The 25397-nt window shown below is 36.4% G+C and carries 22 protein-coding genes; 20 read left to right on the top strand and 2 right to left on the bottom strand.

Annotation, left to right across the window (positions count from 1 at the left end):
• The first annotated feature begins 470 nt into the window (after window positions 1–470).
• The 13 genes from atpB to frr all read left to right on the top strand — a co-directional run bounded on the left by atpB (window position 471) and on the right by frr (window position 12178).
• Entirely contained in the window at window positions 471–1559 is a 1089-nt protein-coding gene (gene atpB / locus EV201_RS10285) for a F0F1 ATP synthase subunit A (protein ID WP_130307481.1), read from the top strand.
• An 84-nt stretch (window positions 1560–1643) separates the two neighbouring features.
• A complete protein-coding gene (gene atpE / locus EV201_RS10280) occupies window positions 1644–1901 on the top strand; it encodes an ATP synthase F0 subunit C (protein ID WP_207224432.1) in 258 nt (85 codons plus the stop codon).
• Window positions 1902–2012: 111 nt separating this feature from the next.
• Window positions 2013–2507, top strand: coding sequence for a F0F1 ATP synthase subunit B (atpF, locus tag EV201_RS10275; RefSeq protein ID WP_130307480.1), 495 nt, complete (start codon window positions 2013–2015; stop codon window positions 2505–2507).
• 52 nt (window positions 2508–2559) lie between these two features.
• A complete protein-coding gene (atpH, locus tag EV201_RS10270) occupies window positions 2560–3093 on the top strand; it encodes an ATP synthase F1 subunit delta (protein ID WP_130307479.1) in 534 nt (177 codons plus the stop codon).
• Between the two features lie 151 nt (window positions 3094–3244).
• Window positions 3245–4849, top strand: coding sequence for a F0F1 ATP synthase subunit alpha (gene atpA / locus EV201_RS10265; RefSeq protein ID WP_130307478.1), 1605 nt, complete (start codon window positions 3245–3247; stop codon window positions 4847–4849).
• A gap of 76 nt (window positions 4850–4925) precedes the next feature.
• The gene (atpG, locus tag EV201_RS10260) at window positions 4926–5801 is read left to right on the top strand and encodes an ATP synthase F1 subunit gamma (RefSeq protein WP_130307477.1); all 876 of its coding nucleotides are present in this window, start codon (window positions 4926–4928) and stop codon (window positions 5799–5801) included.
• Window positions 5802–6407: 606 nt separating this feature from the next.
• A complete protein-coding gene (locus EV201_RS10255; RefSeq protein WP_130307476.1) occupies window positions 6408–7550 on the top strand; it encodes a hypothetical protein in 1143 nt (380 codons plus the stop codon).
• Between the two features lie 418 nt (window positions 7551–7968).
• Complete coding sequence (gene rplM / locus EV201_RS10250; RefSeq protein WP_129254151.1) at window positions 7969–8424, top strand: 50S ribosomal protein L13; 456 nt, start codon at window positions 7969–7971, stop codon at window positions 8422–8424.
• A 5-nt stretch (window positions 8425–8429) separates the two neighbouring features.
• The gene (rpsI, locus tag EV201_RS10245) at window positions 8430–8816 is read left to right on the top strand and encodes a 30S ribosomal protein S9 (RefSeq protein ID WP_130307475.1); all 387 of its coding nucleotides are present in this window, start codon (window positions 8430–8432) and stop codon (window positions 8814–8816) included.
• Window positions 8817–8931: 115 nt separating this feature from the next.
• A complete protein-coding gene (gene rpsB / locus EV201_RS10240; protein WP_130307474.1) occupies window positions 8932–9735 on the top strand; it encodes a 30S ribosomal protein S2 in 804 nt (267 codons plus the stop codon).
• 27 nt (window positions 9736–9762) lie between these two features.
• The gene (tsf, locus tag EV201_RS10235; RefSeq protein ID WP_130307473.1) at window positions 9763–10587 is read left to right on the top strand and encodes a translation elongation factor Ts; all 825 of its coding nucleotides are present in this window, start codon (window positions 9763–9765) and stop codon (window positions 10585–10587) included.
• A gap of 191 nt (window positions 10588–10778) precedes the next feature.
• The gene (gene pyrH, locus EV201_RS10230; protein ID WP_130307472.1) at window positions 10779–11489 is read left to right on the top strand and encodes a UMP kinase; all 711 of its coding nucleotides are present in this window, start codon (window positions 10779–10781) and stop codon (window positions 11487–11489) included.
• Window positions 11490–11614: 125 nt separating this feature from the next.
• Entirely contained in the window at window positions 11615–12178 is a 564-nt protein-coding gene (gene frr, locus EV201_RS10225; protein WP_130307471.1) for a ribosome recycling factor, read from the top strand.
• 130 nt (window positions 12179–12308) lie between these two features.
• Here the strand turns inward: frr and EV201_RS10220 are convergent, their stop codons facing one another.
• Window positions 12309–13352 (bottom strand): endonuclease/exonuclease/phosphatase family protein, encoded by a 1044-nt coding sequence (locus EV201_RS10220; RefSeq protein WP_207224431.1) that lies wholly within the window; start codon window positions 13350–13352, stop codon window positions 12309–12311.
• 685 nt (window positions 13353–14037) lie between these two features.
• On the opposite strand from EV201_RS10220, the gene EV201_RS10215 reads away from it, so the two are divergent.
• The 6 genes from EV201_RS10215 to EV201_RS10190 all read left to right on the top strand — a co-directional run bounded on the left by EV201_RS10215 (window position 14038) and on the right by EV201_RS10190 (window position 23272).
• Window positions 14038–16866, top strand: coding sequence for a carboxypeptidase regulatory-like domain-containing protein (locus EV201_RS10215; protein ID WP_130307470.1), 2829 nt, complete (start codon window positions 14038–14040; stop codon window positions 16864–16866).
• A 26-nt stretch (window positions 16867–16892) separates the two neighbouring features.
• Window positions 16893–18332 carry a DUF5689 domain-containing protein gene (locus tag EV201_RS10210; RefSeq protein ID WP_130307469.1) on the top strand — a complete coding sequence of 480 codons (1440 nt, stop codon included), beginning with the start codon at window positions 16893–16895 and terminating at the stop codon, window positions 18330–18332.
• 79 nt (window positions 18333–18411) lie between these two features.
• Complete coding sequence (locus tag EV201_RS10205; RefSeq protein ID WP_130307468.1) at window positions 18412–20280, top strand: DUF5689 domain-containing protein; 1869 nt, start codon at window positions 18412–18414, stop codon at window positions 20278–20280.
• 295 nt (window positions 20281–20575) lie between these two features.
• The gene (locus EV201_RS10200) at window positions 20576–21505 is read left to right on the top strand and encodes an endonuclease I family protein (RefSeq protein ID WP_130307467.1); all 930 of its coding nucleotides are present in this window, start codon (window positions 20576–20578) and stop codon (window positions 21503–21505) included.
• Window positions 21506–21575: 70 nt separating this feature from the next.
• Window positions 21576–22379 carry an endonuclease I family protein gene (locus EV201_RS10195; protein ID WP_130307466.1) on the top strand — a complete coding sequence of 268 codons (804 nt, stop codon included), beginning with the start codon at window positions 21576–21578 and terminating at the stop codon, window positions 22377–22379.
• A 53-nt stretch (window positions 22380–22432) separates the two neighbouring features.
• The gene (locus EV201_RS10190) at window positions 22433–23272 is read left to right on the top strand and encodes an endonuclease I family protein (protein ID WP_130307465.1); all 840 of its coding nucleotides are present in this window, start codon (window positions 22433–22435) and stop codon (window positions 23270–23272) included.
• A gap of 48 nt (window positions 23273–23320) precedes the next feature.
• On the opposite strand, the gene EV201_RS10185 is transcribed toward EV201_RS10190, so the two are convergent.
• A complete protein-coding gene (locus EV201_RS10185) occupies window positions 23321–23542 on the bottom strand; it encodes a hypothetical protein (protein WP_130307464.1) in 222 nt (73 codons plus the stop codon).
• 590 nt (window positions 23543–24132) lie between these two features.
• On the opposite strand from EV201_RS10185, the gene kbl reads away from it, so the two are divergent.
• Window positions 24133–25323 carry a glycine C-acetyltransferase gene (gene kbl, locus EV201_RS10180; protein WP_130307463.1) on the top strand — a complete coding sequence of 397 codons (1191 nt, stop codon included), beginning with the start codon at window positions 24133–24135 and terminating at the stop codon, window positions 25321–25323.
• Window positions 25324–25397: the final 74 nt, after the last annotated feature.

Genomic DNA, 25397 nt, shown 5'->3' with positions numbered 1-25397 from the left:
CTTTCCTTTTATTATTTTCTATTTTTTTATTTTTAATTTGGTGCAGCATTCAGCCCTATTAAAGACGAAAGAGAAAAGCCCGATGGCATTTAATACAAGTTTTATGGCATGGTTTGCTGTGAAGTTATTTTTAAACCTGACCATTATAATTGTTTTTGTCTTATTGAACAGATCAGAAGCGCTGAGTTTTATTTTGTATTTTGCCACCTGTTATATTTTTTATACGGTATTCGAAGTCACGTCATTAGTGAAGAGTCTAAAATCAAAGTGAGATAAATAAAGACAAATTGGTATCTTATGTCTTTTTTTTATTAAATTTGGAGGGCTTAAAAAAAAGGGGCCTATGGCAAGGATAAACATGGTGTTTTTTACCATGTTTTGTTCTGGATTGATTTTAAGTTATTTCCGGTTAGATCTTGTTTCATGAACAAGTTAAATACCGTTTTATTAATCTGATATTTTCGAATGGAATGAAGCACATTCATCGACTTTTACTTATCGCATTCTTTTTTACTTGTCTAACTCCGGCTTTTGCTTCAGTTAGCGATGAGCACGAGCATGAGACTCATCAAGAGAGCCACAAAAAAGAGAAATTTGAACCTGGTAATTTTATAATGGATCATATTGCTGATTCTTACGATTGGCATGTTTTTTCATATGGTGATTTTCACTTTACCGCACCTTTACCTGTAATTGTTTATTCTGAGCATTCGGGGTTTCATGTTTTCATGTCAAGTAAATTTCACCATGGTCATGCATCTTACAAGGGATTCGAACTGGCTAAGGAAGGTGAATACAGAGGAAAGGTTGTTGAGATGGTTAATGGGCATCAAGTGCGACCTTTTGATGTTTCGATGACTAAGAATGTTGTGGCGATGTTGATTTCCATGGTTTTCTTACTTCTAATATTTATTTCAGTTGCTAAAACCTATAACAGAAGAAAAGGACAGGCACCTAAGGGTCTTCAGGCATATCTAGAGCCTATCATCGTTTTTGTTATTGATGAGATTGCTAAGCCAGCTATTGGTGAAAAAAAATACAAGAAATTTGTTCCCTTTTTGTTGACCATCTTTTTCTTTATTTGGTTGAACAACATGATGGGCTTGGTGCCTTTCTTGCCAGGAGGTGCCAACGTGACGGGTAATATTACCATTACGATGGTATTGGCCTTGTTTACATTCATTATCACAACAGTAAATGGAAATAAAAATTATTGGAAGCACATTTTTAATACGCCGGGGGTACCTTGGTGGTTGAAATTTCCTGTGCCTTTGATGCCATTGGTTGAGTTGATGGGTGTTTTTACAAAACCATTCGTATTGATGGTTCGACTTTTTGCAAATATTACTGCAGGTCATATGATTGTTTTGGCCTTCATTTCTTTGATTTTCATTTTTGGGGAAATGAGTCCGGCACTTGGAATGGGAACCTCAGTTGTTTCGGTCTTCTTTGTTATTTTCATGGATGTACTGGAATTGCTTGTTGCTTTAATTCAAGCTTATGTGTTTACTCTTCTATCGGCCCTTTATTTTGGTATGGCGGTAGAGGAACATCATTAAAAATGGAGACTTATAAGTCTGTTTAAATTGAATCAAACTCCTTCGGGAGACATTATAGTTTTATAAATTTTAAACTAAATTATCATGATTACATTATCAATTATTCTTCAGGCTGCTGCAAATGTGGCTCTTGCAAAATTTGGTGCTGCAATTGGCGCTGGATTAGCTGCTATTGCTGCCGGTATCGGTATTGGTAAGATTGGTGGATCTGCTCTTGAGAGTATCGCCCGTCAACCAGAGGCTGCTGGAGATATCCGTTCAAACATGATTGTTTCTGCTGCCCTTATTGAAGGTGCTGCTTTTTTCGCAATCATTATTTGTTTGTTGGCTATCGTACTTTAATAGTATTATCCCACAATTTGTTCAATGAGGTTGTCGGCGACAAATTGTGGGGACCAACCTTTCAGTTAAAAAATCATTAATTACGCATTGTAATTATAAATATAGAATACTATGGGCTTAGTAACTCCCGAATTGGGGACTTTCATTTGGATGTTTATTGCTTTTGCAACTGTTTTTTTTCTATTGAAGAAGTATGCCTGGCCTTCAATTGTTGATGCAATTGAGGAACGTAATGACTCTATAAAGGAGGCTCTTCTTTCAGCTGAAAAAGCAAAAGAAGAGATGGCTAAACTTCAGGCGGATAATCAAAAGATTTTGAAAGAAGCCAGACGTGAAAGAGAGAATATGCTGAAAGAAGCTAAGGAATTGGGTGAGCAAATCGTAGGTGAAGCCAAGAAAAAAGCATCTGAAGAAGCAGAAAAAGTTGTTGAATCAGCTCGTCAAGCTATAGAAAGTGATAAGGTGGCTGCCTTAGGAGAGATAAAAAAACAGGTGGCTAGTCTTTCAGTAGAGATTGCAGAAAAGGTTTTACGTCGTCAGTTCGAAGATGATCAACAACAGAAGGATTATTTCCAGGACTTGATGAAGGACGTCAATATCAATTAATTCTCTGAAAGTCGAACATCTATCCCTTGGGGATAGCAATTAATTAGAAGATATGAACGAAAGTAAAATCTCGGTTCGATATGCAAAAGCTCTTTTCCAACTGGGAAAAGAAAAAGGCATGTTAGACACAATTGTGGATGACATGAAGCTTGTTGGAGAACTTTGCAATACAGTGAAGGATTTCTGGTTGATGATTGAAAGTCCGGTGGTTAAAACGTCTCAGAAAAGAAAGACTGTCAAACTGATTTTAGCTGATAAGCTTGATGCTCTTACTCTTAACTTTCTGGATATGGTTTTTCAAAACCGTCGTGAAATTTTCATGAAAGATATGGTTCGTAATTTTTTGGCTTTATGTCGAAAAGATCAGGGAATTGTATCTGCAAAATTAACAACTGCTGTTCAGATTGATGAGGAAGGCAAAACAAAGCTAGGTGAAATGCTTAAACAGGCTTTTAATTCAAAAATTGAGTTAGAAGAAGTTCTGGATAAGGATATCATTGGAGGTTTTATTCTTCGGGTTGATGATCAGGAGTTAGATACCAGTGTTTCTACACAATTGAATCGCATTAAAAGAGCATTAGTATAAGGCTAGACTTAATTTTAAGCTGAGCTCTTATAAATTAATAAATAAAGAATTTTGAAGTTTGAGATAAGGCTGTATCAGTCTTTATACCGCACCGCTGTGGATCTTGAATCTCATACATAAGTCTTGAATCGTAACAAAAGCAATAAAAAATATGGCTAGTATTAAACCTGCTGAAGTTTCGGAAATTCTAAAGCAGCAATTAGAAGGTCTAAAAACCGAAGCGCAACTTGAAGAAGTTGGAACCGTACTACAAGTGGGTGATGGAATTGCCCGTATTTACGGTTTGTCACACGTTGGATCAAATGAATTGATCGAATTTCAGAATGGTGTTTTAGGTATCGTTCTTAATCTTGAAGAGGATAATGTAGGAGCGGTATTGCTTGGTGAAACTCGAGGGATTAAAGAAGGCGATACAGTAAAACGTACGAATAGAATTGCTTCTATCAATGTTGGTGAAGGCATGTTAGGGCGTGTGATTAATACCATTGGTGAACCTGTAGATGGTAAGGGTGCAATACAAGGTAAAACATATGAAATGCCTTTGGAACGTAAGGCTCCGGGAGTTTTATATCGTCAACCGGTAAACGAGCCTCTTCAGACAGGTTTGAAATCTGTTGATGCCATGATTCCTATCGGTCGTGGACAGCGTGAATTAATTATTGGTGACCGTCAGACAGGTAAAACAGCCATTGCGATTGATACCATTATCAATCAGAAAGAATTCTACGATAAAGGAGAGCCTGTTTATTGTATTTATGTTGCAATCGGGCAGAAAGGCTCAACTGTAGCTAATATTGCCAAAACACTTGAGGATCATGGAGCAATGGCCTATACCGTTATTGTGATGGCAACAGCCTCTGATCCTGCTGCACTTCAATTTTACGCACCCTTTGCAGGGGCTTCAATTGGTGAGTTCTTCCGTGATACCGGACGTCCTGCACTGATTATCTATGATGATTTATCGAAACAGGCGGTTTCGTACCGTGAAGTTTCTCTACTCCTTCGTCGTCCACCAGGACGTGAAGCATATCCAGGTGATGTTTTTTACCTTCACTCACGTTTGTTAGAGCGTGCAGCTAAAATTATTAATTCAGACGATATTGCTCGTCAAATGAATGATTTACCTCAGAGTTTGATTGATGCAAAGGATGAAAATGGCGAATCTATCATTCGAGGAGGGGGGTCATTAACTGCCTTGCCAATTATTGAAACTCAGGCAGGTGATGTATCGGCTTATATTCCAACCAATGTAATTTCCATTACTGATGGACAGATTTTCCTTGAATCTGACCTGTTTAATGCGGGGATTCGTCCGGCGATTAATGTGGGTATTTCGGTATCTCGTGTTGGGGGTAATGCTCAAATTAAGTCGATGAAGAAAGTGGCTGGAACCTTGAAACTGGATCAGGCACAATATCGTGAACTTGAGGCTTTTGCTAAATTTGGATCGGATATGGATGCTGCCACTTTATCGGTATTGAATAAGGGTGCTAAGAATGTTGAGATCCTAAAACAAGGACAGTACTCACCCTATTCAGTTGAAAGACAAGTTGCCATTTTGTACTGCGGAAGTCAGGGCTTACTTCGTAGTGTACCTGTTGAGAAAACGAAGGAATTTGAAAAAGATTTCTTGGACATGATGGAGTTGAAACACAAAGATGTTTTAGCCGAGTTGGCAACGGGAAAATATACAGATCAAGCGCAAGATACAATGCGTCAGGTTGCTGCAGAAGTATCTGAGAAATATAAAAACTAGCTTTAGTATAACACCATTGGCTTTTAATTTTTAGAAGTCAATGGTATTTACAAAAGCCATTTAATTTGATTATAAAATGGCCAATTTAAAAGAAATACGTACCCGAATTTCATCCGTAGAGAAAACCAAACAGGTTACTGCTGCTATGAAAATGGTATCTGCTGCCAAGCTGAAGAAAGCTCAGGATGCGATTTTGCAAATTCGCCCTTATGCTGACAAATTGCATGAAATTTTGGGGAGTTTATCAGGAAGTCTGAGCGATTCGGAGGATAATATTTATGGCAGTGAGCGTAAGGCTGATAAAGTCTTATTGGTTGCTATAACTTCAAATAAAGGTTTGTGTGGCGCTTTCAATTCGAATGTAATTAAGCGTGTAAATGAGCTTGCTAAGGGTGTTTATTCTAGTCAGAGAGCACAAGGAAATTTGAAGGTTCTTACCATTGGTAAGAAAGGGTTTAAAGACTTGTCTAAAGCTTATCAGGTTATTGGCCACCACAATGAGCTTTTTGATGATATGAGCTTTGAAAATACGTCTGCAATTGCAAGTTCAATTATGAAGGAGTATGTTGCAGGGAATTACGATAAAGTTGAATTGGTGTATAATCGATTTAAGAATGCAGGCGTTCAAATTTTGACTAACGAGCAATTTTTACCTATTGTAAATGATGAGAATGAAGATGCAAATGCTCATTCGGACTATATTTTCGAACCAGGGAAAGAAGCTATTGTTAGTGAATTAGTCCCCAAATCATTGAAAACACAATTCTTTGGTGCTATGCTCGATTCTGTTGCTTCAGAGCACGGAGCTCGAATGACATCAATGCATAAGGCAACTGATAATGCAAGTGATTTAATTCAGGAGCTTAAACTTCATTACAATCAGGCTCGTCAGGCTGCAATTACGAACGAAATTCTTGAGATTGTTTCCGGAGCAAATGCTCTTGCTCAATAATAATATAGAAAATATTTTTTTGCTAAATCCTCATCTTTTAGATGGGGATTTTTTTTGTTATTCATTATAGAATTTAAGGATGACCAGCGTCAAAGAGTCTGTAAAATTCTATTTTTCCTAGTTAGATTTCAATAAGAAATGGCGTGGTATTGATGTTTTTCTGTGAACTTGTTTTGCGTTTTATCTGTGAGATAAAATTGATGTTATTTTTTGTTATACGGACTGATTGTGTTATATTACCTAGTGGTATAGTTCAGTATACCTGAATAGTGTGAACGTAGTATCTGTTTTGAGGTTTTAATTTTTAGATAAAATGAATAACCAGTGATAAGCAGTCTCATGGCTTTATTTCAGATTTTGCTTAATTCTCCTTAGGTTTCTTAACTTTTTAGGTCTTTTTTGAGGTGTTCAGGAGCTTCTGATATTCATAATGAATAATTAAATGATCTGAGTCTGTCCTTATCAATCCTATCTTAAGCTTTAGTTTTAAATATATTGAGGGAATCCGAGGTTTCTAAAGCTTTTTGCCTTGTTAACGGAATGTTAAAATTCCTTAAAAGAGAGTAGATCTTTTCATATATTGCCGGGGTCAAACCGATGATAATTATGCGACCAAAGAGATTTTGCCTGATTTTGTTATTCCTGCTAGTTTTCTCGAATCAGTTTATTCAGGCTCAACAGTACAATCCGTTTTATTCTCATTTCGGAGAATTTAAGACGGATGCTGAAAATAATTTATTTTTTAGAGTTGAGAATCTGAACTTTATCAAGAATAACGAGTACAGTGGCGAATTTGCAAAAGGCGAAACCTATATTGGTTATCTGGCAACCCCAAAATTAGTTTATTATCCAAGTTCTGATTTTAGAATCGAGGCGGGGATTCGCCTTCAAAAATATTCAGGTTTGTCCGGTTATTCCGAAAGTGAACCTGTATTTACCATCCATTATCAGACGAACGATCGCTTATCTTTCAATTTGGGGAGTTTAAATCAAGAAGACAATCACCATTTGCACGAGGCATTGTTTGAGCCTGAAAGGTATTTTACCGATAAAGCTGAGAATGGGCTCCAGATTCTATACAAATCACCATTTTTAAAAGCGGAAACGTGGATAAACTGGGAGAAGTTTATTTTTCAGAACGATCCGTTTAACGAGGTTTTTAGTTTTGGATTTGTGGCTGATTTGCTTTTAAGCAATCCAGAGTCTGACTATTCTTTGTCTATTCCGATGCAGATCTTGTTTACACACCGAGGTGGCGAAATTGATGCTTCAAATAAAAATAAGCAAACCGTAAGAAATCTTGTAGCCGGATTTTCTTTTGAGAAGGCAATTCACAATTCCCGCTTCAAAAATTATGGATTTGAAATTTTGCATCTTCAGTTTAGAGATAATTCATCCGTTAAGGAATTTGTTTTTGGAGAAGGCAGCGCCTTTCATTTCAGACTTGGCGGAAGTACCCAACATTCTGATATCAAACTGGGGTATTGGAGTGGTCATAAATTCAACTCAGCAAGAGGTTCAGCCTTATTTCAATCGATGTCAATTGTCGATAATAGCTATGTTAAAGCGCGACGGGAGATGTTTACCGGTAAATATAGAATTCAAAAGTCAATTGCTAAAGGGATTCTATTGGGCGGACAAGTTGATGCTTATCTGGATATGAATGCCTCACATGATTTTTCTTATGCAACCTCTGTCTTTGTTAGAATAAACGGGGAGTTTTTCCTGAAAAAATTGAAATGGAACTAAGGCAGTAAGTGTGTATGTTTATTAAGATACATTCTATCCCATATCACAAAATTTATCCTTTAATTCTATTGCCCAACTCGGTAAGGATAAAATATTTAGAAAAATAAAGTTTCTATCCCAAATAAATTTTATACTTTTGCAGAGCATTTATGCAATGTGGTCATTGACAGTGCTGTTTTTTCATCTTAATAGATTGATTTTACTACCCTTAGCAAGTATTTAAGTCGATTTATTTAAGGTACACGAATTTGATTTGTGGGAATAACTTAACAATCCAATATTGCCCCGATTATCCACACAGGGTTTAAGTTATTCATAAATAAATCGTTGAAAAATTGGTGTATTTATTGGAAACAGATACTTTTGCAGGCCAAATTGAATAATTGTATTGAAGTATTAATTATTAAAACTTTATAAAGTGGATACATTAAGTTACAAAACAGTTTCTGCCAATAAAGCAACTGCTACTAAAGAGTGGGTTGTTATTGATGCAGAAAATGAAGTATTGGGACGTCTTGCTTCTAAAGTAGCATTGTTGCTAAGAGGTAAGTTGAAGCCAAACTACACTCCTCATGTTGATTGTGGAGATAACGTGATTATTATCAATGCTGAGAAAATCCGTTTGACAGGTAAGAAAATGTCTGATAAGCAGTATATCCGTTACACTGGTTACCCAGGGGGACAGCGTTTTGCAAATCCGGAAATTGTTCTTGCAAAGCACCCTGAGAGAGTGATTGAGATGGCTGTAAAAGGTATGCTTCCTAAAAATCGTTTAGGTAGCCAACTTTACAGAAACCTTAACGTATATGCAGGTCCTGAGCACAAGCATGAAGCTCAGCAGCCTAAGAAATTAGATTTAAACACTATTAAATAATAGGTATGGAAGTTATTAATGCTATTGGACGTAGAAAAGCAGCAGTTGCTCGTGTATACGTTAGCGAAGGTAAAGGTCAGATTACCATCAATAAAAAAGAGCTTAAAGAGTACTTTACTACCGGGACTCTTCAGTACATCGTTACTCAGCCATTAAACCTTCTTGAGGTTGCTGATAAGTATGATATCAAGGTTAACCTTGATGGAGGAGGAGTAACTGGTCAAGCGGAAGCACTTCGTTTGGCTATTTCTAGAGCTCTAGTGAAAATCGATGCAGAATCTAAATCAGCATTGAGAACTGCTGGATTCATGACACGTGACCCACGTGAGGTTGAACGTAAGAAACCAGGTCAACCAAAAGCTCGTAAGAAATTTCAATTTAGCAAGCGTTAATATTTTTGTGGCAGGTTTAGTATCAAAATTACTAAGACTTCTATCCGTTTTTACACGATAGAACTACCTAGTAATTGCCATTAAGATGAATGTAAACAATTTAAAAGAAAACAAAATGTCTAATACTACATTTGAAGAATTATTAGAAGCAGGTTGTCACTTTGGTCACTTGACCAGAAAATGGAATCCAAAAATGGCTCCTTATATTTTTATGGAGCGTAACGGTATTCACATTATCGACTTGCATAAAACCGCCGTAAAAGTAGACGATGCTGCTGCAGCATTGAAACAAATTGCAAAATCGGGTAGAAAAATCTTATTCGTTGCAACTAAGAAACAAGCTAAAGGTATTGTATCTGAAAAAGTAAGCAACGTAAACATGCCATATGTAACTGAGCGTTGGCCAGGTGGTATGTTGACCAACTTCCCTACTATCAGAAAGGCAGTGAAAAAGATGTCAACTATTGACAAAATGGAAGCTGATGGTACATTGAACCACCTTTCTAAAAGAGAAAGACTACAAGTATCTCGTCAGAGAGCTAAGTTAGAGAAAAACTTAGGTAGCATTGCTGATCTGACCAGATTGCCAGCAGCTTTGTTTGTAGTTGACGTAATGAAAGAATACATCGCTGTTAAAGAAGCTAACCGTTTGGGAATTCCTGTATTTGCTATGGTAGATACAAACTCAAGCCCAGAAGGTGTGGAATTTGTTATTCCAGCTAATGACGATGCTTCTAACTCAATTTCTATTATTTTAGATAAAGTAACTGGAGCTATTCAGGAAGGTTTATCAGAAAGAAAGAACGAGAAAGAGAAAGAAGCTGCTGATAAGAAAACAGCTAAGGCTAAAAAAGCTCCTAAAGAAGAAGCAGCTCCAGAAGCTAAGGCAACTGAAGATGTAGCAAAAGATAAGGAGTAAATATTAAACTTATAAATTTCTATTAAGATGTCTATAAAAGCAGCAGATGTAGCTAAGTTGCGTAAAGCAACTGGCGCAGGTATGATGGATTGCAAAAAAGCTCTTGTTGAAACCAATGGTGATTTTGACAAAGCGGTTGAGGAAATCCGTAAAAAAGGGATGGCTATTGCTAATAAACGTGCTGACAGAGAAGCAACTGAAGGTGTGGTTTTAGCAAAGGTATCTGAAGATAAGAAATCAGGAGCAATGATTACTTTGAACTGTGAAACTGACTTCGTTGCTAAGAACGATAGTTTTGTTGAATTTGCAGGTAAGATTCTTGATGTAGCTATCGCTAATAAGCCAGCTGACCTAGAAGCTTTAAAAGCTATGGAATTAGATGGTAGAAAGATTGAAGAGCTTGTAACTGAACAAACTGGTGTGATCGGTGAAAAAATCGATCTAAGTTTCTTCGATAAAGTTGAGGCTGAATCAACAGTTGCTTATATTCACGCTGGTAACAAACTAGCGACTCTTATTGGTTTCAATAAGGAAATTGATGCGCAAATGGGTCGTGATGTTGCTATGCAAGCTGCAGCTATGGCACCAGTTGCTATCGATAAGGATGGTGTAGCTGAAGATATCGTTGCAAAAGAATTGGAAATTGCTAAAGAAAAGGCTCGCCTTGAAGGTAAGCCTGAGCAAATGCTAGATAAAATTGCACAAGGTCGTTTAGGTAAATTCTTTAAAGAGTCTACTTTATTAAACCAAGATTTTGTAAAAGACGGTAAGATGAACGTTAAGCAATATTTAGCAACAGCAGATAAAGATTTAACTGTAACTGCTATGATGCGTTTCACTTTGAATGCTTAATACAATTATTATTACATATAAAAAGAGTTCCTTTTAGGGACTCTTTTTTTTGGACTTATATTTTTCAGATCTATCTAAAAGCATAACAATTAAGCTTTTAATTCTTATATTGAGGACTGCTTTTATGAACTGAATCTCGACCGATTCTATTCGGTTCATCTATTCATATCTAATAAAATACTAGACTTAAAATGTTACAATACAAACGTGTCTTACTGAAACTTAGCGGAGAGTCGCTAATGGGAGAGCAACAATACGGTATCGATTCTCAAAGATTAAATGACTATGCAGAGCAGATTAAAGAAATTGTAGTCCAAGGAGTGCAAGTTGGTATTGTGATAGGGGGAGGTAATATCTTTCGAGGCCTCAGTGGAGCTTCCAAAGGCTTTGATCGTGTTAAAGGAGACTCTATGGGGATGTTGGCTACTGTAATTAATAGTTTGGCCTTAAATTCCGCTCTTGAAGCAATCAATTGTAAGTCAAGAGTACTTACAGCAATTAGAATGGAGCCTATAGGCGAGTTTTATTCAAAACAAAAGGCTGTTGATTATCTTGAGGAAGGTTATGTGACTATTTTCTCAGCGGGTACGGGAAATCCATATTTTACAACAGATACAGGCTCCTCACTACGTGGGATCGAAATTGAAGCGGATGTTATGCTGAAGGGAACTCGTGTTGATGGGGTTTATACTGCAGATCCTGAAAAAGATCCTTCGGCAACAAAATATGACAAGATCAGTTTTGATGAAGTTTATCACAAAGATTTAAGGGTGATGGACTTAACAGCAACAACCATGTGTAAGGAAAATAATCTTCCAATTGTCGTTTTTGATATGGATACCAAAGGGAATTTGCTGAAAGTAATTAATGGCGAAAACATAGGAACCTTGGTTCACGTATAAGCATTTAGCCTCTTTTATTGAGACATAAGCAAGTAACGATTTTTTTATTATTTTTGTATGTGGCCTCGATGGCTGACATAAGAAATGTAATTATATAATAATAAAATACTTAAACTCTTCCTCCTATGAATGAAGAAGTTCAAATGTATCTTGAGGATGCAAAGGAAAAGATGGATGCAGCGATAGGGCATCTTGAAACAGAATTAGTGAAAATTCGTGCTGGAAAAGCGAATGTAAATATGATCGCAGGTGTAACTGTTGATTATTATGGGAGTATGGTGCCATTGAGCCAGGTTGCCAATGTGAGTGTGCCTGATCCAAGAACTCTTGCTGTACAGCCATGGGAAAGAGCAATGCTGGTTCCTATTGAGAAGGCAATCATGAATTCGAACCTGGGCTTTAATCCGGATAATAATGGGGAAATCATTCGTATCAACATTCCTGCTCTAACAGAAGAGCGTCGTAATGATTTGGCAAAACAGGCTAAGGCTGAGTGTGAGAATGCTAAGGTGAGTGTTCGTAATGCACGTCGTGACACAATCGTCGAGCTTAAGAAGTTGATTAAAGAAGGTTTATCAGAAGATCTTGAGAAGGATGCCGAAAATGATGTGCAGAAATTAACGGATGCTTATGGTAAGAAAATTGAAGAGCTGCTATTAGTTAAAGAAAAAGATATCATGACTATCTAATAAGCCGTTTTATTATGTTTAAAAGCTATTCCGATAATAATCAGAATAGCTTTTTTGTTTTATAGCTTTAAAGGATACAAAAAAAACTGCCCTTTTGAGGCAGTTTTAACGACTTTATCTAAGTAGACAGCTATTTGTTACGAACTAAATAAAGGTAAACCGGGAAGTGGTCTGAATAGCCACCTTCGCGTCTTTTAGGGTAGCCTTTGTAGCGTCCTTCCTGCTGAATCATAAATTTCTTTTTAAATATATTACATGTTAGGAATTTATAACCTTCAGTGTTTTTATCAATTAATGGATTTGATAAAATAATCTGATCAAATAAATTCCAGGTATCACGATAGGCTAGTGTTCCATAACCTTTAGCCAGAATATTTTCCCATGGGTTATACATGAATTCAGGACTCATCTTTGAGATTTTTGCCTTTGTTTTTAGGTGTTTCTTTACAGAATCGTTGAAAGGGTCGTCATTTAAGTCACCCATAACAAGAATCTTGGCCTTAGGATCGGCTTGAGTTAAAGAGTCACAAATAGAACGGCAAAGTTGAGCAGCTTTATTACGGCTTGGGCGACTAACTTTCTCACCACCGCTTCTCGAAGGCCAGTGGTTTACAATGACGTGTACTTTTTCTTTATCCAGCAAACCGGTAACTAGGAGTTGATCTCTGGTGAAAAGTGTATCTCCATCATTTCTAAACGCATGTAATCTGAAGCTTTTCGATTCGATGACTTCAAAACGTTTGGGGTTGTAAAGTAGTCCAACATCAATACCACGTTTATCAGGAGAAGGGTAGTGTACAATTTGAAGCTTACGATTTACAAGTGCTGGTTCTGCAACGAGATCTTCAAGAACTTTGCGGTTTTCGACTTCACAAACACCTAAAATTGAGAAGCCTTCTTTGCAGCCTTCTTTCCCAATTAAAGAAATAGCATGAGCCATATTAAAAAGCTTGGCTTTGTATTTACTCTCAGTCCATTTGTTTTTTCCTTCGGGCGTATATTCATCATCTCGCTTTTCAGGATCATCAAGGGTGTCAAATAAATTCTCAAGATTGTAGAAACCGATACATGCAATTTCTTTTTCTTTTTTTTGAGCAGAAACCCCATTTACATTGAAAAGGAAGCATGCTAAAAGAACTAATAGACCTAGCTGTTTGAATTTAAAATTCTTCATGTGTTTATTTTTTCTATTGTAATCCCTGATAAAATAAGCGAATTCGTACAATGTCGTAAGGGCTTATTCTATAATTTAAGTTTGATTTTAAAGCTTAAACTTCACGGCCATTGTTTTATTCATTTTGGAACGATTTCATTGGATGCAGTTGCAAAAATTCATGAACAAGGGTGAGAAATTATTTTCAAATGGAGTGGACTAGAAAACGAAGTCTTAATTCGGGGGGATCGAATTAATTTGTGCTGGTTTTGCTAAAAATGATTGTTTTCCGCTGGCGAAATTAAGATATTTTTTGAGAATAGCCTAATATATTTTGGATATGGCTTCACTTTTTTCCAGACAGATATCATTCATTTATATTTCGTTAAGTAATTGAATAATCGAATTTTGTGTCTTAAAAACAATGGTTTCTGAAAAAAAATACTAATTTTGCTCCTCTTAAGCACCATTTTATACCGTTCGACTCTAGAACGGACTATACAGTTTATAGTATAGTGTTCAGTGCCAGTGCATGTTCACCTTAAATGTGATCTGTAATTTTAAAAGGCACTCTTTCCACTTTCTTATTTTAAAGTAGAATTTCAAACCGTCTTTGTATTTGCAATCGATTGTGTTTCGGGGGAAACATGGACACGATTGAGAGATTTCTATCATTGACTATTTATATCAAACTTTAATAATTCTTATGAAGAAGATTTTTCTGTTCCTGTTGGTGGGGACTCTGATGTCTTTTACCTTACAAGCTCAAACGGGTACTGTAAGTGGAAAAGTAAAAAGTGCTAAGGATGGACAATATCTTGAACATGTTCAAGTTCAGGTTCTAGGTACAAGCAATTGGGTATATACAGATGAGAATGGTCAATTTTTGATTGCCGATGTCTCTGAGGGAAAACATCTGATTGAATTAAATCAAGAAGGATTTATTAGTCTAACTGAGACAATTGATGTTGTTGAAGGAAAAAATACTTCACTGGGAACTTTGGTTTTAGAAGTGAATAAATTTTTACCATCGCTTGATGAGTTGGATGTAACTTCGATTACTGATGAAGAGGTTGACGCTGATTTAGGCGATATGGCTGTGTCTGGAATGTTGAATTCTTCTAAAGACCCATTCAATGCAGCTGCGGCTTACACGTTTAGTTCAGCTCGTTTCCGTCGTCGAGGATATGGTTCTGAAGAGTCAGGTGTATTCTTCAATGGTATTCCAATGAATAATATGGAGAATGGAAGAGCATACTGGTATCTGTGGGGAGGTTTAAATGACGTGACTCGCAATCAGGAAGTTTCTGATGGTTTAGCGCCAACAAATAATGGTTTTGGTTTCTTTGGAGGAAATACCAATATCAATACAAAAGCAGATTCTTACCGTAAGGGTACTAAATTGGTTTACTCAATGTCTAATCGTTCGTACCGTAACCGTGCAATGATTACTCATTCAACAGGTATGATGGATAATGGTTGGGCTTTGACAGTTTCTGGATCAAAACGTTGGTCAGAAGAAGGTTATATCGATGGTACATCATATGATGCCTATGGCTACTTCCTATCAGCATTGAAAAAAATTAACGATCATCATAGTATTGGTTTAACGGTTTTTGGAGCACCTAGTACAAGAGGAGGTTCTGGCGCATCAGTTCAAGCTGCTTATGATATTGTAGGTTCAAATTACTACAACCCAAACTGGGGATGGCAAGATGGCAAAAAGCGTAACGCTAAAATGCAAAAATCGCATACGCCTGTTGCTATCTTAAAGCACTATTGGGATGTGAATTCAAAAACTAAAGTTGAAACAAGTATAGCTTTAATCAAAGGTGAAAGTGGTCGTACTGCCTTAAATTGGATTGATGCGGCTGATCCTCGACCTGATTATTATCGTAATTTGGCTATTTATCCTGCGAATGCAAATAATAGTGAAATTGCTGATCATTTTAAGGCAAACTCTCAATTGAATTGGGATAAGATGTACGAAAAAAATCTATATAATAATCCTGATTATATAGGTGAAGATGGTAAGAACTATGGAAAACATGCACGATATATGGTTGAAGACCGTAGACGTGATGTCGAGCAAATTATAGCAGATATCAACATTAAGCATGAGTTGAGTAAGAATATTGAACTTATTGCTGGTGCTAATTATAATTCATACAAAGCTCGTACTTACACTTTGGTTGATGATTTAATGGGAGCTGATTTTATCTTCAATGTCGATAAGTTTGCCACAAGACAAGATCCTGAAAAAGTATTTACTACTCAGGAGCGTGTTGACCGAGTTCAAAACGATTACGATTATTTTCTTCAAAATGGTCAAGCTCAAATGCTGAAGGAAGGGGACGTTTACGGTCACGATTATGACGCTCATGTTGATAAAATTTCAGGATTTTCACAAGCTAACTTTTCTTTCGATAAGTTTGATTACTATGCTTCTTTAGGTTTGACTCAAACGACTATGTGGAGAGATTCGAAAGTGCGTAAAGGCTTATTTCAGGATAATTCTTTAGGAGAAAGTGAGAAGCTTAACTATTTCAATTATGGTGTGAAAGCTGGAGTAACATATAAAATGGATGGTAAAAATTATTTCTTTGCCAATGCAGGTTATATGACTAAAGCACCTTCTTTCCGTAATGTGTTTTTATCACCTCGTACTCGTCACACTTCTTTGAAAGATAAAGGTCAGAACAATAGTGAAACGATTATGACTGCAGATTTGGGTTATGCATATCGTTCTCCAAACTTTAAATTAAAAGCGAATGCTTATTATACTAAGTTCATGGATCAGATTAAAACAATGGGGTTTTATCATGATGAATCAAGAACTTTTGTGAATTCAATTCAGTCAGGTGTTGATAAAACGCATATGGGAATTGAAATTGGCTTCGATTACAAGCTCCTAGATGAGTTGTCATTAATTGGTGCTATAGCAGTTGGGGAGCATAAATATGACTCACGCCCATTGCTGACCATGATTGCTGATAATGAAGATAAGCCAGTACAGGATGCCGTTCCTGTTTATGTGACTGATTTTAAAGAAACCGGATATCCTCAACAAGCTTATACAGTAGGTTTAAAGTACTCAAGTGATAAGTACTGGTGGGTTGGAGTTAATGCCAACTACTACCGTGAAATGTATTTAAGCTATAATCCTTTACGTAGAACTAAAGCTGCTTTTGATCGTTATAAGCAAGTTGAAGACCTTTCTGATGATATTGAATCTGCTGATCTATTTACAGGTTTATTGGATAAAGTAACAAAACAGACAAGATTAGATGATCAGTTTACGTTAGATCTGAATATTGGTAAATCGTGGAGAATTGACTACAAATATTATATCAATATTAATTTATCTGTTTCAAATGTTCTTAATAATACTGATTTCATAACTGGAGGTTACGAACAATCAAGAATTAAAACAGACAGTAAGTATGAGAGTGAATACGATATTTCTCAATTCCCTCCTAAATTATATTATGCTTATGGAAGAAACTTCTTCTTAAACATGAGTTTTAGATTTTAATCGGTTGATATAAAAAGAAATTAAAGATGAAAAATATATCATTATCTATAATCGTAGCGCTAATGGGGTTGCTGTTTCTGAACAGCTGTATTGACGACGATTATGCGGAACCAACAATAGTAGAACCAACATTTGAGATACCTGCTGAAGCAAGCTTAATCTCTATTGCGGATCTAAAATCTATTTATACCAATGCAATTCCTTCTACAGGAAAGTATCTTAAAGCAGATGAATTTCTTACTGTTGAAGAAGATGTTTACATTTCTGGTTATGTCATCTCTGATGATAAAGAAGGGAATTTCTATAAGAATATTGTGATTCAAGGTGATCTTGAAGGAAATTCACAAGGAATCAATATTTCTGTAGGTGAGTCATCGTTATTTACAAGTTTTGCTCAAGGACAAAAGATATTTGTAAAGTGTAAGGGGTTGACGCTTGGAAAATATGGTAATGAAGTTCAATTGGGAGGCTCTTTCTATTTTTATAAGTATAGAGATCAGGAAAAATTTAAGGAATACAGATTAGCTCCTATTCCATCACCATCAATTGATGCTCATATTTTTAAAGACAAGTATCCTGTTGCAATGACTCCAGCAGTGAGAACTATAGCTGAGTTAAAAAGCAATAGTAACTATAAATTTACATTAGTTACCGTTAATAATGTTCAACTGAATAATCCCGGAGAAACTTGGGGTGTCATTGGTCCTGAACACAATGCTGCATTTCCATTTAAAACAACAATCGAATTAAACGATGCAAATGGAAATAATTTGCCTTTGTTTACAAGTAATTATTCGAAATTTGCTCACTTGATTACGCCGGAAGGAAGCGGTAGTGTGACCGGAGTGTTAAGTTATCACAATGGAGAGCCGCAATTTGTTATTAATAGATTGGATGATGTTCAATTGACTGGAGACAGATTTGGAACGAATAGTGGAGAATATTCAGGCACACTAACTCAAGTTGATAATTTCGATGTAGATTTTTCTAATTTAACCGATAATGCCTCTATTGGACTAACAGGATGGCATAGTATTAAGGAAAAAGGAACTCGTGATTGGATATCAAAAGTTTATAATACTGATGTGTATGCTCAAGCTTCAGGTTACAAATCAAATGATGAAGAAATTATCTCATGGTTAATATCCCCGGCAGTAAGTGTTTCTGTTCAGAAGCAGTTATCCTTAAAAACAGCTAAAGCTTATTGGGAACACTTGGGTGACAATCAGCCTTTAGAGATTCTTTATGCTGATGATTTTGATGGTAGCAATTATAAAACGGCCAATTGGCAAACTCTAGATGTAACCATTGCTCAAAAAACGGACGGAGATCATACCTGGATATCTTCAGGCAATGTTGCTTTGCCAGTTATTGCGGGTAAGCACATATCCATAGCATTTAAATATACAGGTAGTAAGACTGAGACCACTACTTACCGTTTAGACGATATTAAAGTAACAGAATAATCATATAAGCAAGTCATCTCGCATGGCTTGCTTTTCATTTTTTTATAATCCAATTACTAACTAAACAAAGAACTGTAAGATGAGAAAATTACATTACTTATTTTTTGCTTTGATCATGGGACTTTCTGTTTCTATGACTTCATGTAGTAGCGATAGCGATTCGCCAATTGATCCAGATCCGGTAGATCCGACGCCAGAATTACCTGTGGCTAACAAAACAATTGCTGATCTTCGCGCTCTTACAACTGGGGATGCAGTTGAAGTTCCTGCTGATTTTATTTTTAAAGGAATTGTTGTTTCTAATCAAGCGGAATCAAACAACTTTTATCAGGCAATTTATGTACAGGATGGCGATGTGGCTGTAAAAATTAGCTGCTTAAAAGAAGATGCTAAATTATATGAAACGTTTGTAGCAGGTCAGGAAGTATTCGTAAAAGCTGCAGGCTTTTATATTGCAAAATACTATGATACATTTACTTTAGGATTTGAGGCTACAGATGATAAGTATAAAGTATCACGTATTCCTGAAACTAATCTTCAATCTTTAATTGTTGCTGGTGATAAAGATAAAGCCATCACACCTAAAGAGGTGAGCGATATCTCAACTTTAACACCTGAGATGGTTGGAACCTTAGTTAAGGTGACAGGTGTGCAGGTTGTAACTGCTGATATGGGCAAGTTATTAGGAGATAAAGATAATAGCGGTTATACTGCTATTAAATTTGTTACTGCAGATGAAAAGAAAATTCAGATTAGTAATAATAACTATGCAAACTTTAATACAGAAGTTGTTCCTGAAGGTAGTGGTTCAATTTCAGGTATTCTAAATACATTTGGTTCAGGCTTTCAGATTGCATTGAGAGGTATAGAAGATTTAGACTTAACAGGAGCACGTTTTGCTGAAGCTGTAGAGCCAGATCCTACAACAGGAGAGAAAGTTTATTTCTCTGAATATACTGAAGGATCTTCAAACAACAAATATATTGAGATTTATAATGCAACTGGTGCTGAAATCGATTTGGCAAATTACACTATCCGTACAGGATCGAATGGTGGTGATTGGAGTGATGCTATCGTTTTAGAAGGAAAACTTGCTGACAAAGCGATTTTTGTTATTGCTGCTGATCAATTGGATGCATCTATTATAGATAAAGCCAATTTAAAACTAGCTTATCCTTCTCCAGCTCACTTTAATGGTAATGATGCTGTAGGCTTATTTAAAAAAGTTGATGCAGGATGGAGTTTATGTGATGTTGTAGGAATTCAGTCTGAAGATCCAGGAAAAGATAAAGGTTGGGCAGTTGCTGGTATTGAAAACGCAACAATGAACCATACCTTAATTAGAAAAGAAACTACTAGTGTGGGTAACCCTGATTGGACTACTGCTGCTAATGAGTGGGATGTAAAAGAAGTTGATTACTGGTTAAGCATTGGTATTAGAGGAATTGGTGAAGATAACGGAGGTAATACTGGTGGCAACGAAGAGGCTGCTGTTGAGGTAACTACTGGAGAACATGCTCTAAATTTTACTGACTTAGTATTAAATTCAGGAGCATATACAGATGCAGATTATACTGTTGATGGTGTTAAATGGTCAATTGTACAGGGACGTCCTGCATCTGATTATGCTGATGTAACTCATGATGGAGAAGCTTTAATGTTAGGAAAATCAACTAGTTCTATCAAGTCTGTAAAAGTGACTAAAGGTATCAAGAGGTTCTCTGTTGATTTTTATAGAGGATATACTTCTACTAAAGAAAGAAAAATTGAATTATTCGTAAATGGCGAATCTAAAGGTGTTTCTGAAGTTGTAACTGACGATACTAAAAAGACTTTTGTTGTTGAAGGAATCAATGTTTCTGGAGAAGTAACAATTGAGCTTAAGAATGTTTCTGTTGATGGAAAACAAGTTATCATTGATAACTTGAAATGGGAAACGATGGAATAATCAATATTTCCTTTCGAATAAGTTATTAAAAAGCATCCCTAAAAGGGATGCTTTTTTGTTATCTGCATTTTTTAACAATCAATTTGTAAGGTGATCCCTTGAAAATCAGTTGATTTTACTTACTTTTGCCCTACCATTTTATGCCCCATGTCATACGGTCCTGTATGGTATCAATTCCACCCCTTAAGATATTATCATTATGTCTGTTTTTTGTGTCTTGATTTTGATGTCTCGATACGAGTCATTTTGATAATTGTTAGTGTCCAAGAGGAATACAACTAAAACATCAAATAAAATGAGAAAAGCACTTTATTTATTATTTTTCTTGTCAATCGCTTTTTATTCATGCGATTCGTCGAGCGATAATGTAACCGATGAAACCGAATTGCCAGATAATGGTGGCGATGGCGGGACAACACCAAATCCTGATCAGGTTAATTACTTGACTCCGAAAGTGGATGCAGATGGTAAAATTATCGTAACCTACACCCCAAAAGACTATGTTACAAAAGTGGAAGAGGGACAGCACATGATGTCGGTTCGCATTCCTAAGGATTATTACACATCAGCTTCGTCTTTGTCGGGAACAGAATTGAGAAATCAGCTTAAGACCATTATTTCGACAAGTGCCAAAGCATTGTCTTATTCTACCGTTTGGACCATGTGTGAGGAGGGAGATCAAAATCCAGCCAATGCATCACAAGTGTGGCGAATTTATAAAGAAAGTGGTATTGCAAAAGAAGACAGAGTGAGTTCAGTTTCTTACGGATGGAATAGAGAACACGTTTGGGCTAAATCACATGGCGATTTTGGAACCAGTAATGGTCCGGGAACTGATGGGCACCATCTTAGAGCATCTGATGCAGGTGAGAATGGTAACAGAGGGAATTTAGATTTTGCTGATGTTAATGGACCAAGAACAAAGAATACTCAATTTTATGAACCTCCTCTAAGTGCTAAAGGGGATGTGGCACGTTCTATATTCTATATGGCTGTTCGTTATGGTTTTAAAGTAGATAATTTAGGAGCACAAGGGACTGCTGCGCGTCATGGAAAGTTGGATGATTTATTAAAATGGAACGAATTGGATCCTGTTGACCCTTATGAGATCAGACGCAATAATGTGATATATGATTTCCAAAATAATCGTAATCCATTTATCGATCATCCTGAATTAGTGAAATACATTTTTGGAGATAAGAAAACTGCCGTTTGGGAAGACTAATAAGCCGATTTTCAATCAGCAATTAGTGATTGATATAATTGCTAAATATTAATTACAAACTTTTAAGAAGATGCGCAGAATATTATTGATTTTGTTGATCGCAAGCTTTGCCTTTTCATGTAGCGATAGCGATAATAAACCAAGTGAATTTGAAACGGCTTATAATGGTTATTACAAATCGATTTCAGGATATGATCAAGCGAATTTAAAAACGGTTCTTCATAATTTGATTAAAGGCCATACCCAGATTGAATATACCGACAACAGTTCAGATATGGATGTGTGGCGTGCACTTGAGCAGACTGATGAAGATCCAAACAATCCAGACAATGTAATTTTGCTTTATTTGGGTACATCAATACCTAAAGCCAATAAAGCAAAGAACAATCAGAATGATTTTTGGAATCGTGAGCATGTTTGGGCTAAATCGAGAGGTGATTTTGGAACAACTCTTGGAGCAGGAACTGACCTACATCATTTGCGCCCATCAGATAAAACGGTGAATTCAGCACGTGGTAATAAATGGTTCGACAATGGAGGGAATTATCATTCTGAAGCAAAGGAATGTAAAACAGATTCCGATTCCTGGGAACCTCGTGATGCAGTAAAGGGAGATATTGCTCGTATGATGTTTTATATGGCTGTTCGTTACGAAAAAGAGGATGGAAAGGATTTAGAGTTGACTAATAACCCACAGGATAATGAAGATCCCCAACATGGTGTTCTATCTACTCTTTTGGAATGGAACGAGCAGGATCCCGTTGACGATTTTGAGAAAAAGCGTAACGAAACCATTTATTCCATTCAGGGTAATCGTAATCCATTTATCGATTTTCCGGATTTTGCCAACTATATTTTCGTTGCGAATAACTAAATGTATTTCGACCTCTCATTTTTTCTTAAATGAGAGGTGAAAACCGATAAGTCATGCAAAGAATACCTGTACTATTACTGATTGTTTTGTTCGTATTTGCCTGTACAACTGCCGATGATGCACCAGGTGAATTGAAACCCAATAAGTCAGGAACTATAAATATTGAGAACCCATCAGCCTATAATTCATACTATAAGTTAATTGATGGGATATCTTCAGTAGATTTAAAAACTGATCTTCACGAATTAATTGATGACAATAAGGTATTGCCTTATACGTCGTCGAGTAGAATAGATGTATGGGATGCTTTAATGCAAACCGATGAAGATCCTGATAATCCGAATAATGTGATTTTGTTATATACGGGACGTTCTCAGGCTAAATATTTGAAAGATTATTACGGGAATACGGATGGTGACCGATGGAATCGTGAGCACGTTTGGGCCAAGTCGCGAGGTTTTGGCGGTTATCCTGATACATCTAAACCTGCATCAACTGATATCCATCATCTTCGCCCTGTTGACCGTTCTGTAAATACGTCACGTTCTACAAAATACTTTGATAATGGAGGGACGATTCATAGCGAAGCGACAGGCTGTCGGTATACATCAAAAACCTGGGAACCTCGTGATGCTGTAAAAGGGGATATTGCACGTATGATGTTTTATATGGCAGTGCGATACGAGGGTGAGAATGGAAATCCTGATTTGGAATTAAATGACAATGTTTCAAGTAGTGGTCCATACATTGGTAAACTTTCTACTCTAATAGAATGGAATAAGCAAGATCCTGTTGATGCTTTCGAAAAGAAACGAAATCAGACAATTTTTGAGATTCAGGGGAATCGAAATCCTTTTATCGATCACCCGGAATTTGTAGATTATATCTGGTAAAAAATGGCCCTGATATCCTTGAGATATCAGGGCCATTTTCTTCAATTATTAATTAGAACAAAGAGGTTGAGTCCCGTCTGAGCAGTATTGATCACAGGGTATCATTACTGGACTACCAAAACAAACCCCCATATTTGTGGGGGTTCCACCGTTACCACCGCTACCGCCACCATCAATGGGATCTGTCGTATTGTGTCTTCCTCCAATAATATTTTTTTGTTCTATTTTGCTAAGTTTCTTAGCTCCCTGTAAAATTGTTAGTTTTTTCATAATTGAAACTTTAATAGTATTAGTTTGTGCTTGATTATTGATAGGCTATCAAGCAATCAGCCTTTTCTCATATGAGAGAATTTTAAAGTTATTGTGCTCATTATTGATGAATAAGTTTCTTAGGTAGATAAATGTCACAAACCCATTTAAGAAATTTGATCTCTTGCAATCAATGCAATCCTTAATCGAATTGCAAACTTTTCTGTTTATCATTATATGATATTATAGGTTTCTAATTTATTGAAGTTATGATAAAAATTTTATTTAGCAATAGTCAGGTTTTATATTACTATGTTGCATGATATTTGTTTTTGTTTACTTACCTAGTAGACACGTGATGTTTTAGGCTCGAGAGTTCTGTTTGCTTGTCAATAATTTAGAATCGTTTTAAGCTATGAACTTCACAATGTAGGTTTGAGATAGGTAGAAAAGACTCAAGTTTTCACAAAATGTTTAAAATCAGTTCTTGATTTATAAACCTGAAGAATTTTTATTGTAATTTTGATCCGGATTGAGAATCCTTAGACTAAAATTCAATCCATGCCCGATACGCTTCGGGTTTGTTATTTCAATCTATACAACAAATACTTATGTACGGAAAATTCAAAGACTATTTGGCTGGTGAGATCGAATCTATTAAAGAATCGGGCTTGTATAAAAACGAGAGAATCATTACTTCTCCTCAGGGTGCTGAAATTAAAGTATCAACGGGTGATGAAGTATTAAATTTTTGTGCCAACAACTATTTAGGCTTATCATCTCATCCAAAGGTAATCGAAGGTGCTAAAAAGGCTTTAGATACACATGGTTATGGTATGTCTTCAGTTCGTTTCATTTGTGGAACAACTGATATTCATAAAGAATTGGAAGCTAAAATTGCCAAGTTTTTTGGTACTGAAGATACCATTCTTTACGCTGCGGCATTTGATGCTAACGGCGGGGTTTTCGAACCACTTTTTTCAAAGGAAGATGCGGTTATCTCTGACGAATTAAACCACGCTTCAATTATCGATGGAGTACGTTTGTGTAAGTCGGCTCGTTACCGTTACAAGCATGCTGATATGGCTGACCTGGAAGCACAATTGAAGGTTTCTCAAGCTCAACGTTACAGAATTATCGTTACCGATGGGGTTTTCTCTATGGACGGTGATATTGCTAAACTAAATGAGATTTGTGACCTTGCTGATAAGTACAATGCTTTGGTGATGGTTGATGACTCTCACTCTTCAGGATTTATTGGTAAAACTGGTCGTGGAACGCACGAGTATCACAATTGCATGGATCGCGTTGATATCATCACAAGTACTTTGGGTAAAGCGCTTGGTGGTGGCTTAGGAGGATTCACAACTGGTAAAAAAGAAGTAATTGACATGTTGCGTCAGCGTTCTCGTCCATATTTGTTCTCAAATTCATTATCTCCTGCAATTGTTGGTGCTTCTATCGCAGTTTTCGATATGCTAAGTGAGTCAACTGAGTTGCGCGATAAGGTGATGTGGAATGCAAAATATTTCAGCACACAATTGCGTGAGGCAGGTTTCGATGTGAAGCCTTCTGAGTCGGCAATTAATGCATTGATGCTTTATGATGCCGTTTTGTCTCAGCAGTTTGCTGCTAAATTGCTTGAAGAAGGTATTTATGTGATTGGGTTCTATTTCCCAGTTGTTCCAAAGGAGCAGGCTCGTATTAGAATTCAATTGTCAGCGGCTCATACAAAAGAGCATCTTGACAAAGCATTAGCTGCTTTCATCAAAGTAGGTAAAGAGCTAAAAGTGATTGAATAAATCCTTTATTTATAAAACCTGACAAGTTAAATAACCTGTCAGGTTTATTCCTATTTTGCTTATTAAACCTGACA

It is taken from the genome of Ancylomarina subtilis (assembly GCF_004217115.1).
In the GTDB taxonomy this organism is placed as follows: domain Bacteria; phylum Bacteroidota; class Bacteroidia; order Bacteroidales; family Marinifilaceae; genus Ancylomarina; species Ancylomarina subtilis.
This window is presented reverse-complemented; position numbering and strand designations above follow the sequence as displayed.

Excerpts from the sequence above, each read along its gene's own strand:
- atpB (WP_130307481.1), top strand. The coding sequence starts at position 471 with ATGAAGCACATTCATCGACTTTTACTTATCGCATTCTTTTTTACTTGT.
- atpE (WP_207224432.1), top strand. The coding sequence starts at position 1,644 with ATGATTACATTATCAATTATTCTTCAGGCTGCTGCAAATGTGGCTCTT.
- atpF (WP_130307480.1), top strand. The coding sequence starts at position 2,013 with ATGGGCTTAGTAACTCCCGAATTGGGGACTTTCATTTGGATGTTTATT.
- atpH (WP_130307479.1), top strand. The coding sequence starts at position 2,560 with ATGAACGAAAGTAAAATCTCGGTTCGATATGCAAAAGCTCTTTTCCAA.
- atpA (WP_130307478.1), top strand. The coding sequence starts at position 3,245 with ATGGCTAGTATTAAACCTGCTGAAGTTTCGGAAATTCTAAAGCAGCAA.
- atpG (WP_130307477.1), top strand. The coding sequence starts at position 4,926 with ATGGCCAATTTAAAAGAAATACGTACCCGAATTTCATCCGTAGAGAAA.
- EV201_RS10255 (WP_130307476.1), top strand. The coding sequence starts at position 6,408 with ATGCGACCAAAGAGATTTTGCCTGATTTTGTTATTCCTGCTAGTTTTC.
- rpsI (WP_130307475.1), top strand. The coding sequence starts at position 8,430 with ATGGAAGTTATTAATGCTATTGGACGTAGAAAAGCAGCAGTTGCTCGT.
- rpsB (WP_130307474.1), top strand. The coding sequence starts at position 8,932 with ATGTCTAATACTACATTTGAAGAATTATTAGAAGCAGGTTGTCACTTT.
- tsf (WP_130307473.1), top strand. The coding sequence starts at position 9,763 with ATGTCTATAAAAGCAGCAGATGTAGCTAAGTTGCGTAAAGCAACTGGC.
- pyrH (WP_130307472.1), top strand. The coding sequence starts at position 10,779 with ATGTTACAATACAAACGTGTCTTACTGAAACTTAGCGGAGAGTCGCTA.
- frr (WP_130307471.1), top strand. The coding sequence starts at position 11,615 with ATGAATGAAGAAGTTCAAATGTATCTTGAGGATGCAAAGGAAAAGATG.
- EV201_RS10220 (WP_207224431.1), bottom strand. The coding sequence starts at position 13,352 with ATGAAGAATTTTAAATTCAAACAGCTAGGTCTATTAGTTCTTTTAGCA.
- EV201_RS10215 (WP_130307470.1), top strand. The coding sequence starts at position 14,038 with ATGAAGAAGATTTTTCTGTTCCTGTTGGTGGGGACTCTGATGTCTTTT.
- EV201_RS10210 (WP_130307469.1), top strand. The coding sequence starts at position 16,893 with ATGAAAAATATATCATTATCTATAATCGTAGCGCTAATGGGGTTGCTG.
- EV201_RS10205 (WP_130307468.1), top strand. The coding sequence starts at position 18,412 with ATGAGAAAATTACATTACTTATTTTTTGCTTTGATCATGGGACTTTCT.
- EV201_RS10200 (WP_130307467.1), top strand. The coding sequence starts at position 20,576 with ATGAGAAAAGCACTTTATTTATTATTTTTCTTGTCAATCGCTTTTTAT.
- EV201_RS10195 (WP_130307466.1), top strand. The coding sequence starts at position 21,576 with ATGCGCAGAATATTATTGATTTTGTTGATCGCAAGCTTTGCCTTTTCA.
- EV201_RS10190 (WP_130307465.1), top strand. The coding sequence starts at position 22,433 with ATGCAAAGAATACCTGTACTATTACTGATTGTTTTGTTCGTATTTGCC.
- EV201_RS10185 (WP_130307464.1), bottom strand. The coding sequence starts at position 23,542 with ATGAAAAAACTAACAATTTTACAGGGAGCTAAGAAACTTAGCAAAATA.
- kbl (WP_130307463.1), top strand. The coding sequence starts at position 24,133 with ATGTACGGAAAATTCAAAGACTATTTGGCTGGTGAGATCGAATCTATT.